Raw genomic sequence first — 10,119 nt, 5'->3', positions numbered from 1 at the left:
TTCAGGTACTGGCCCGGCAGTTCACCCGCCGACACCTCCAGTACCCCCCGCTCCGTGACCAGCCCCGTCACCAGCCGCCCCGGCGTCACGTCGAACGCCGGGTTGTGACCGCGTGACTCCGCGGGGGCCGTGCGGACGCCCGCCCACTCCAACACCTCGTTCTCGCCCCGGAGTTCGATGTGGATGTCGTCGCCGGTGGCCGTCGCCAGGTCCACCGTGGTCGTCGGCGCCGCCACCAGGAACGGGATTCCGGCGTCCGCACAGGCCAGCGCGACCCCGACCGTGCCGACCTTGTTGGCGGTGTCCCCGTTCGCGGCGATACGGTCCGCCCCGACGATCGCCGCGTCGACCTCGCCGCGCAGGATCGTGCCCGCCGCGGCCCCGTCCGCCTGGACGTAGTGCGGGATGCCCTCCTGGACCAGCTCCCAGGCGGTCAGGCGCGAGCCCTGGAGCAGCGGGCGCGTCTCGTCGGCGTACACGAGCTCCAGCCGGCCTCGTGCGTGCAGTTCACGGATGACGCCAAGTGCCGTACCCCATCCGGCTGTTGCGAGCGCGCCGGTGTTGCAGTGGGTCAGGATGCGCAGCGGGCGGTCCCCGACGGTGTCGGCGACGCGCTTGAGCAGCCAGTCGGCGCCGTGCGCGCCCATCGCGCGGTTGCCCTCGACGTCCTCGCGCTGCACGGCGGCGGCCTCTTCGAGTACGGCCTCCAGGCCCTCCTCGAAGCGGGTCATGACCCGGTCCACGCACACCATGAGGTTGACCGCGGTGGGCCGGGCCTCGCGGATCCGGGCCACGGCCTCGCGCACCTGGGCCTGCGTCCAGCCCTCACGCCCGCCCTGGAGCAGCGCCAGGGCGACCCCGTACGCGCCCGCCGCGCCGATCGCCGGCGCGCCGCGCACGACGAGCCGCTGGATCGCGTCCACCAACGCGTCCACATCACGGACGTCCCTGGTCTCGTGGCGGTGCGGGAGCAGGGTCTGGTCGATGAGCGCGAGGCTGTTTCCGGTCCAGCCGACGGCGCGCAGTTCCTGGGGCATGACGGGACGCTCCTGAAGTTCCGGCGGTGCGCGACACCGTACATGACCTCGAAGAACCACAGTTCGAGACAGCTGGGCCGGTGGCCGAATTCCGGTGTTAGAGTCCAGCACCCGCACCAGTAGGGCCCATGTGAAGGAGGACGCGTGCCGCTCACCATGCGCCGCTTCCTCGATCACGGCCACTGTGCGAGCGACGGCTGTCGACGCTGACCCGTCCCCCTCGGCGTCCCCGTCCCGTTCCTCGTCTTTCCTCTCCCCACCCCCGGGCTCAGCGCAGAGCGCGGGCTGTGCCGTACGTGCCTTTCGGAAGGTCCCCGATGCCTCGCAGATCCCGTCGTACGCTCCCGCTCGCCGCCATGACCGTGCTGCTCGTCGCCGGCGCCACCGCCTGCAACGCCGCCGCGAAGGGCGACGCGTCGTCCGACAGCAGCGCGGGCAGCACGTCGTTCACGCTCGTCACACCGGACGCCGTCGGACAGAACGAGTTCCTCAAGCTGGCCGTGACCGGCGTCAAGGCCGCCGCGAAGGCGCACAACGGGACCGAGAAGGTGTTCGAGTCCACCGACACCGCCTCCCAGCAGCAGAACGTGCAGGCCGCCGTCGACGCGAAGCCCGATGTCGTCGTGCTGGTCGGCTTCGAGTTCGCGGACCTGGTCGCACAGCAGGCGGCGGCCCACCCGAAGCAGCAGTTCCTGATGATCGACGCGTGCACGACCAGGGCAGTCGACAACGTCAGCTGCGGGGTCTTCCGCGAGCACGAGGGCGTCTTCCTCGCGGGCGCCGAGGCGGGGCTGCTGAGCAGGAGCGGCAAGGTCGGCGCGGTGGACGTGCTGGACACTCCCGTGTTCCGGCGCTTCAGCGACCCGTTCGCGGCCGGCGCCCAGCATGTCGCCGCGAAGACGGAGACCGGTACCCGCTTCGTCGGCGGCCAGTCTCCGTTCGACGACTCGGCGCGCGCCAAGGAACAGGCGAACGACCTGCTGTCCAAGGGCTACGACCAGCTGATGGCGGCGGCCGCGGCCGGCAACTACGGCGTGTTCGAGGCCGCCAAGGCGAAGGGCGCGTTCGCGTACGGCGTCGACGTCAACCAGTGCCCCTCGGCGCCCGGCACAGTCGTCGACAATGTGATCAAGCGCACGGACATCGCCGTGGAGAAGGGCATCGAGCAGGTCCTCGCCGGTCAGACGGGCACGACCACCTCGTACGGTCTGAAGGAGGGCGGCATCAGCCTCACGGGTCTGGAGAAGGGCGTCGCCTCGTCCAAGTGCGTGATCGCCGAGCACCCCGACGTCCTGACGAAGATCGAGGCGCTGCGCGACCAGATCGTGTCCGAAGAGCTGACGGTCGATGACCCCGCCGCCGTCGGCTGACCCTGAGGCGGCGGCCGTCGAGCTCCGGGGAATCACCAAGCGGTTCCCCGGCACGCTCGCCAACGACTCCGTCGACCTGACCGTCCGGCGCGGCGAGATCCACGCCCTGATGGGCGAGAACGGCGCCGGCAAGTCGACACTGATGTCGGTCCTGTACGGGATGGAGCGCCCGGACACCGGTTCGGTCCGGGTGGACGGGCGCGAGGTCGTCTTCGCCGATCCCGGTGACGCGATGGCCGCCGGGCTCGGCATGGTCCACCAGAGCTTCAAGCTGTTCGACTCGCTCACGGTCGCCGAGAACGTGGTGTACGCCGCCGAGCCGCGCCGTTTCGGCCTGGTGGACCGGGGCGCGGCCCGCCGCCGGGTGCGTGAGCTGGCCGAGGAACACGGCCTCGCGGTCGATCCGGACGCCCGGGTCGGTGACCTGCCCGTGGGGCTGCGCCAGCGCGTGGAGATCCTGAAGCTGCTGCACCGCGGCGCCCGGACGCTCATCCTCGACGAGCCGACCGCGGTCCTCACGCCCGCCGAGGCGGACGCGCTGTTCGCCGTCCTCAAGTCCCTTGCCGCACAGGGCCGTTCGGTCATCCTGGTCACCCACAAACTGCGTGAGGTCCTGGAAGGCAGCGACCGTGTCACGGTGTTGCGGGACGGCCGGGTCGTCGCCGGGCTGGTCACCGCCGAGACGTCCGCCGCCGAGATCGCCGCCGCGATGACCGGCCGCGCCGTGGAACTCGACCGCGTCCACGCCCCAGGCACCCCGGGTGACGTGATCCTGGACGTCACCGGCCTCGCCACGGCCGGTGTGCGGGACGTGCGACTCAGTGTCCGCACCGGGGAGATCGTCGGCATCGCGGGCGTCGCCGGCAACGGCCAGAGCGAACTGGTGGAGGCGCTGGCCGGACTGCGGCCGGTCACCTCGGGCCGGGTCGTCCTGCTCGGCGACGACATCACGCACGCCACCGCGACCGAGCGGCGCGCCAGGGGCCTCGCGTACGTCCCCGAGGACCGGCACGCCGTGGGTACGGCGCCCGCCGCGTCGGTCGCGGACAACCTGGCGATGGGCCACCACCGTACGTCGCTGTCCAGACGCGGGCTGCTGCCGCCCGTCGCTGTACGAGGCCACGCACGGCGCCTCGTCGAGCGCTTCGGCATCAAGGCGGCCTCCCCGGAGGTGCCCGCGTCCTCGCTGTCCGGCGGCAACCTGCAGAAGCTGCTCATCGGACGCGAACTCGCCCACGAAGCACCGCTGTTGCTCGTGGAGCAGCCCACGCGCGGGGTCGACATCGGCGCCGTCCAGAACATCCACGACCAGCTGATCGCCTACCGCGACGCCGGCCACGCAGTCCTGCTCGTCTCGGCTGAGCTCAGCGAGATCCGGGGGCTCGCCGACCGGGTCCTGGTGATGTACGAGGGCCGGGTGACGGCGTCGTACACGAAGGCGGAGGCGGACGAACGGACGCTCGGGCTCGCCATGGCCGGCGGCGCCGACAGCCCGGATCCCGCAGCCCCGGTGGAGGTCGGGCACTGACATGGAACAAGCAACCCGAACATCAGCCGTGTCCCGGATCACGAAAGCCCTCCGCTCCCCCGTCGCCTTCTCGGTGCTCGCCGGAGTCGTCGTCGGCGCCCTCTTCCTCGTCGGGACCGGCGCCGATCCCCTCGCCGCGTACGGCGCGGTGCTCAGCGGTTCACTCGGCGCGGACGGCATCGGCTCGACGCTGACCACCCTGACGAGCGTGCTGGGCCTGGCGCTCGCGCTGGCCGTGCCGTTGCGCGCCGGGCTCATCAACCTGGGCGGGGACGGGCAGTTGGTGCTCGGCGGGATGGCGGCGGCCGTGACGGGGCTGTACTCGCCGCTGCCCGCGCCGCTCACCGTCGTCCTCGCGCTGTGCGCGGGCATGGCGGCCGGCGCCGGGTACGCGGCCCTGGCCGCCCTGTGCGAGATCCGGTTCGGCGTGCCGCTGCTGGTGAGCAGCCTGCTGCTCAGCTATCCGGCGGCGTCCTTCGCCTCCTACCTGGCGCGCTACCCGCTCAAGGAACCGGGCTCCAGCCTCCCCCAGACCCGGCAGCTGCCGGACGGGGTCGCGCTGGCCACGTTCGGTTCGTCGACCGTGACGGTCGGGCTGCTGCTGGTCGTGGTGGCCGCCGCCGCGTACTGGTTCACCGACCGGCGCACCGCGTTCGGCTACGAGATGCGGATGACCGGTCTCAACTCCCGGTTCTCCGCCTACGCGGGCGTCGAGCGCGGGGGCCTGACGCTCCGGCTGCTGGCGGTGTCGGGTGCGCTGGCCGGACTCGTGGGCGCCATAGGCGTGTTGAGCTTCCCGTACCGCTTCCTCGACGGCTCGCTCACCGCGTCCGGGTACACCTGGACGGGTCTGACGGCGGCCCTGCTGGCCGGCGCCGCACCTGTCGGCACGGTCCTCGCGTCCTTCTTCTTCGCCGTGCTGCAGGTGGGCGGCCTGTCGATGGAACGGACGACGGAGGTACCGCGCGAGCTGACGCAGATACTCCAGGCGATCGTGATCGTGTTCCTGGCCGCCCGACTGCGCTTCCCGCGTTTTCCACGCCTCACACGCTTCTCCCGCGGACGCGACACCGAGCAAGCCGCACAGAACCCGCAAGGGGAACTGGTCTGATGTTCTTCGACTCCGATCTCCTCATGTCGGCGCTGCGCGCGCTGACGCCCATCCTGCTGGCGGCGCTCGGCGGGGCGATCTGCGAACGGGCGGGCGTCTTCAACATCGGCCTCGAAGGCATGATGCTGATGGGCTGCTTCACCGCCGTGGCCACGAGCTGGTTCACCGGCAGCCCCTGGCTGGGCGTTCTGGCGGCGGCGCTCGCCTCCGCCGCGTACTCCCTGATCCTGGCCGTGGGCGCGGTGACTCTGCGCGGAGACGCCGTGGTGCTCGGAATCGCCCTGAATCTCCTGGCAGTTGGCCTGACCAGCTTCCTCCTCCGTACCGTCTTCGGTGTGCAGGGCACTTTTGACGATCCGTCACTGGCCGGGCTGCCGTTGGTCGGTGGCTTCTCGCCGCTCGCATTTCTGGCGTGGGCGGCGGTCGGCGTGGCCACGCTGATGCTGTCCCGGCATGTGTGGGGGCTCAGGCTGCGCGGGGTCGGCGAGGCACCGGACGCGGCGGCCACGCTCGGCGTGAGTCCGGTCAGGTACCAGTACGGGGCCGTGCTCGTCTCCGGGGTGCTGTGCGGGCTCGCCGGGGCTCAACTCGCCCTGGGCAACGTGACGTTGTTCTCCGAGAACATGACGGCGGGGCGGGGCTGGATCGCCGTGGTCGCGGTGATGCTGGGCCGGGCACTGCCCCTCGGTGTACTGCTGGCGGCGCTGCTGTTCGGCCTCGCGGAGGCGGCCGGCTTCCGTCTCCAGGGCCTCGGCCTGCCCCAGCAGGCGACCGACGCCGCGCCGTACGTCGTCACCCTCGGCGCCCTCTTCCTGACAACCGGCCGCCGCCGTCGCCGACGCGCCCCGTCCTCTTCGCCTTCCCCCTCTCCCTCCTAGTCCCCTTCCGCTGGAGCCGTTTCATGACGCAGGATCTGTTGCCCGTCACCCGGATACCCCTCGCGGGGCTGCCGCCGCGCGCGCTGGTCGTCGGCGACCCGCAGCGCGCCGCTCTCGTCGGCGCCAGGCTGGAGGGCGCGCGCGAGGTGTCGTACCACCGCGAATACCGTGTGTTCACCGGCAGCTGGAAGGGCGTGCCGGTGCTGGTCGCCTCGCACGGGGTGGGCGCCCCGGGGGCGATCCTGCTGTTCCAGGAGCTGGCGGACGCCGGTGTGCGGACCTTCCTGCGGTTCGGTACGGCGGGTGCGATGAAGCCGGGGATCGGCGACGGCGACCTCGTCATCGCCGAGGCGGCCGTCCGGGACGACGGTGTCACCCAGCAGTTGCTGCCCCCGGAGTACCCGGCGGTGTCCTCCCCCGAAGCGGTGCTCGCGCTCCAGCGGGCGGCACGCGAGGCGGGCGCACCTCACCACCGGGGCATCGTGTGGACGCGGGCCGCCTTCCAGCCCGGTCTGCTCCCCCTCTTCTCCTACGAGGGCGCCGGACTCGCCGCCATCGAGATGGAGTTGAGCGCACTGCTGGTGACGGCCTCGCTGCGCGGACTGGTCGCGGGCGGAGTGGTCGTCGTCGACGGGGCGAACGCCGACGAGCTGGTCGACGAGACGGTCACCGGTGGATACAACCCCCACCGGGAGATCGTGGCGGAGGGCGTCGAACGCGGCGCGGTCGTGTCGCTGGAGGCGCTGCGCCTGCTGGCCGAGCAAGAGGCCGACGACGACACCAAGGACAAGGAGCCCCTCGTATGAGTCGTGTGAGCGAGCGGATCGACCTGCTGGTGCACGGCGGTGACGTGCTCACCGTGGACGAGGCCGGCACCTTCGTCGAGGACGGCGCGGTGGCCGTCCGGGACGGCGAGATCGTCGCCGTAGGCCCGACCGAGGAGCTGACAACCCGGTTCACAGCCGACGAGTCCCTTGACGCCGCGAACTGCCTCGTCCTGCCCGGCCTGGTCAACACCCACACCCATCTCGCGATGACGTTTCTGCGCGGCCGGGCCGACGACGTCACCCTTCAGGGCTTCCTGGAGCGCGTGCTGAAGTGGGAGGCCCAGTTGCTGTCGCCGCGGAACGTGGCGGCGGCTGTCCGGGTCGCGCTCGCCGAGAGCGTACGGGCCGGAGTGACCTCCGCGCTCGACATGTACTGGTTCCACTCGGCGGCCGAGCAGGCGGCTCGCGAGGCGGGCTGGCGGCTGCACAGCGGCCCCACCTTCATGGACGTACCGGAACCGCCCGACGCCATCGCCTACGAGGACCGGCTGACGTGGGCCCGCCAGGACCTGGCCGCCCGTGGCACCCCGCGCCCCGGCCACCGCCCGATCCTCTTCGCCCACTCCACCTACACCCTCTCCCCCGACCAGCTCGTCGAGATCGCCGCCCTGGCAAGGGAGTTCGGCGCGCTGCTGCACATCCACGCCGCCGAGAACGCGACCGAGGTCGCCACCGTCGAGGTGCGGTACGGCAAGCGCCCGGTCGAACTGCTCGACTCGCTCGGCCTCCTCGGCCCCGACCTGCTGCTGGCCCACGCCGTGGACCTCACCGGCCCGGAGATCGCGGCGCTGGCCCGCACCGGCACCTCCGTCGCCCACTGTCCCGTCTCGAACCTCAAGCTCGGCTGCGGCATCGCGCCCGTACCCCGGCTGCTCAGCGCCGGTGTGACCGTCGGGCTCGGCACGGACGGCGCCGTCAGCTCCAACACGCTGGACGTGCTGGGGGCGGTGCGGCAGGCGGCCCTCGTCCACAAGGCGGGCGGCGACCCCACGGCGGTCGGCGCCGAACAGGCCGTACGCATGGCGACCGCCGAGGGCGCGAAGGCGCTGGGCCTGGGCGGCCAACTGGGCTCCCTGGAGCCGGGCAAGCGGGCCGACCTGATCGTGGTCGACCTCAGCGCACCCCATCTGCGGCCCCGGCACGACCCCTGGTCGACGCTCGCGTACGCGGCGCACTCGGCGGACGTCCGGGACACCGTCGTGGACGGCCGGGTGCTGATGCGGAACCGGACCCTGACCACCCTCGACGAGGCCGCCGCGCTCGCGGACCTGGAAGCACTCCTCTGACACCGCACCGAGCCGGCAGCCCGCAGGTACCGTTCCGGCCACCATTGGGGCACCCTCGTACGGGCTGACATCGCATTTTGTGCTCCGTTCAGCCCACTGAACCCCCATAATGGCCTGAGACATCGGATGTCTGAACGACTGGGAGGCCCGGCATGGCAGTCACCGACGAGGCGATCGAGAAGATCAAGGGAATGATCGTCTCCGGATCGCTGCGCCCCGGCGACCGGCTGCCCAAGGAGAGCGAGCTGGCCGCCGAACTGGGGCTGTCCCGCAACTCCCTGCGGGAGGCGGTGCGCGCCCTGTCGCTCATCCGCATTCTCGACGTCCGGCAGGGCGACGGCACCTACGTCACCAGCCTCGATCCCCAGCTCCTGCTCGAAGCGATGAGCTTCGTCGTCGACTTCCACCGCGACGACACGGTCCTGGAGTTCCTGGCCGTCCGCCGCATCCTGGAGCCGGCCGCCACCGCGATGGCGGCGGCCCGCATCAGCGAACAGCAGTTGGACGCGCTGGCCGCCCAGTTGGAGCGGCTGGGCGGTGAGCCGTCGGTGGAGGAACTGGTCGCCGCGGACCTGGAGTTCCACCGGGGGATCGTGCAGAGCTCCGGCAACTCGGTGCTCTGTTCTCTCCTCGACGGCTTGTCCGGGCCCACCACCCGCGCCCGGATCTGGCGGGGGCTGACCCAGGAGGACGCGGTCAGCCGCACCCTGCACGAGCACCGGGCGATCCTGGGCGCCCTGCGCGACCGGGACGCGGAGGCGGCGCGGTCGTGGGCGACGGTGCATATCGCCAGCGTGGAGCAGTGGCTGAGGTCGACCCTCTGAGCCCGTTCCCCGGCCGTGCCGCAGCCGTGACTGCGCCCCTGAAAAAGCCCCGGAGACCGTCTCCCGAACGCTCGGATGAATGCGAAGGGATGAGCGGGGGTGGTGCGGGTGGCTCACGAATGGTGTTCCGGGGTGCCTATCGGGGCAGTGATCCGTTCACTCCCCCGTGCAAGGGGGCTGCGGGCGCCCCCGCGGCACGCCGTAAGGTTGGGTGGTCAAGCGAGGGCACATCGGAAGGAGGCGCTGGGTGATCGAGCTGGAGGGGGTTCCCGAGCTGATCGACCCAGTCATGGTGGCCGCGTTCGAGGGTTGGAACGACGCCGGAGACGCCGCTTCCAGCGCGGTCGCGCATCTGGACCGGGAGTGGAAGGGCGAGGTGTTCGCGGCGCTCGACGCCGAGGACTACTACGACTTCCAGGTCAACCGCCCCACCGTCTGGCTGGACGGCGGTGTGCGAAAGATCACCTGGCCGACGACCAGGCTGTCCGTGGTCCGGGTCGGCGGCGACAAGCCCCGTGACCTCGTTCTGGTCCGGGGCATCGAGCCGTCGATGCGCTGGCGCTCGTTCTGCAACGAGCTGCTGGGCTTCGCGCACGAACTCGGCGTGGAGCTGGTGGTGGTCCTGGGCGCCCTGCTCGGCGACACCCCGCACACCCGTCCGGTTCCGGTCAGCGGGGTCACGTCCGACGCGGATCTGGCCCAGCGGATGGACCTGGAGGAGACCAAGTACGAGGGCCCCACGGGCATCGTCGGCATCCTCCAGGAGGCGTGCACGCACGCGGGCGTACCGGCGGTGTCGCTGTGGGCGGCGGTCCCGCACTACGTGTCGCAGCCGCCCAACCCGAAGGCGACGCTGGCCCTCCTGAACCGCCTGGAGGACCTGATCGACATCCGCATCCCGCTGGGCGAGCTGCCCGAGGACGCGCGTGCCTGGCAGGTCGGCGTGGACCAGCTGGCCGCCGAGGACAGCGAGGTCGCGGAGTACGTGCAGACGCTGGAGGAGGCCCGGGACACCGCCGAGCTGCCCGAGGCGACGGGCGAGGCGATCGCCCGCGAGTTCGAACGCTATCTGCGCCGCCGTGACGGCACCGGCCCCGCGGGCCCCGGCCCGACCCCGGGCGGCCACGCCACCGCGGACGGCACCGACAGCGGGTCGTACCTCCGGGACAACCCGGCGGGCCGCCCCAAACCGCAGCCGCCGAAGCCGCCCCAGCTGCCGAGCACGGACGACGAGGACACCCCGGAGGACTGACCCGGT

9 protein-coding genes are annotated in these 10,119 nt (G+C 71.8%); 8 read left to right on the top strand and 1 reads right to left on the bottom strand.

Going from position 1 to position 10,119, the window contains the following annotated elements:
- The coding region (mtnA, locus tag STRTUCAR8_RS35815) for an S-methyl-5-thioribose-1-phosphate isomerase (protein ID WP_044473478.1) at window positions 1-1,037 on the bottom strand (1,037 nt) is incomplete at its 3' end.
- A gap of 317 nt (window positions 1,038-1,354) precedes the next feature.
- Between mtnA and STRTUCAR8_RS35810 the strand changes: the two genes are divergently transcribed.
- The 8 genes from STRTUCAR8_RS35810 to STRTUCAR8_RS35775 all read left to right on the top strand — a co-directional run bounded on the left by STRTUCAR8_RS35810 (window position 1,355) and on the right by STRTUCAR8_RS35775 (window position 10,113).
- Window positions 1,355-2,407: a BMP family ABC transporter substrate-binding protein gene (locus STRTUCAR8_RS35810; RefSeq protein ID WP_006381165.1), complete on the top strand. Its 1,053-nt coding sequence runs from the start codon at window positions 1,355-1,357 to the stop codon at window positions 2,405-2,407.
- Complete coding sequence (locus STRTUCAR8_RS35805; protein WP_006381163.1) at window positions 2,385-3,935, top strand: ABC transporter ATP-binding protein; 1,551 nt, start codon at window positions 2,385-2,387, stop codon at window positions 3,933-3,935. The genes STRTUCAR8_RS35810 and STRTUCAR8_RS35805 overlap by 23 nt, the downstream gene beginning before the upstream one ends.
- A gap of 1 nt (window position 3,936) precedes the next feature.
- Window positions 3,937-5,046: an ABC transporter permease gene (locus tag STRTUCAR8_RS35800; RefSeq protein WP_006381162.1), complete on the top strand. Its 1,110-nt coding sequence runs from the start codon at window positions 3,937-3,939 to the stop codon at window positions 5,044-5,046.
- Window positions 5,046-5,924, top strand: coding sequence for an ABC transporter permease (locus STRTUCAR8_RS35795; RefSeq protein ID WP_006381160.1), 879 nt, complete (start codon window positions 5,046-5,048; stop codon window positions 5,922-5,924). The genes STRTUCAR8_RS35800 and STRTUCAR8_RS35795 overlap by 1 nt, the downstream gene beginning before the upstream one ends.
- A 23-nt stretch (window positions 5,925-5,947) precedes the next feature.
- Window positions 5,948-6,730 (top strand): nucleoside phosphorylase, encoded by a 783-nt coding sequence (locus STRTUCAR8_RS35790; RefSeq protein WP_006381164.1) that lies wholly within the window; start codon window positions 5,948-5,950, stop codon window positions 6,728-6,730.
- On the top strand, window positions 6,727-8,037 hold the full coding sequence (locus STRTUCAR8_RS35785; protein ID WP_006381167.1) for an amidohydrolase: 1,311 nt from the start codon (window positions 6,727-6,729) through the stop codon (window positions 8,035-8,037). The genes STRTUCAR8_RS35790 and STRTUCAR8_RS35785 overlap by 4 nt, the downstream gene beginning before the upstream one ends.
- Window positions 8,038-8,189: 152 nt before the next feature.
- On the top strand, window positions 8,190-8,861 hold the full coding sequence (locus STRTUCAR8_RS35780) for a FadR/GntR family transcriptional regulator (RefSeq protein ID WP_006381161.1): 672 nt from the start codon (window positions 8,190-8,192) through the stop codon (window positions 8,859-8,861).
- 247 nt (window positions 8,862-9,108) lie between these two features.
- A complete protein-coding gene (locus STRTUCAR8_RS35775; RefSeq protein WP_006381166.1) occupies window positions 9,109-10,113 on the top strand; it encodes a PAC2 family protein in 1,005 nt (334 codons plus the stop codon).
- The last annotated feature ends 6 nt before the right edge of the window (window positions 10,114-10,119 follow it).

The sequence above is a fragment of the Streptomyces turgidiscabies Car8 genome, from assembly GCF_000331005.1.
In the GTDB taxonomy this organism is placed as follows: Bacteria; Actinomycetota; Actinomycetes; order Streptomycetales; family Streptomycetaceae; genus Streptomyces; species Streptomyces turgidiscabies.
Note: the sequence above shows the minus strand (reverse complement) of the source record. Positions and strands in the feature narration are given on the sequence as shown.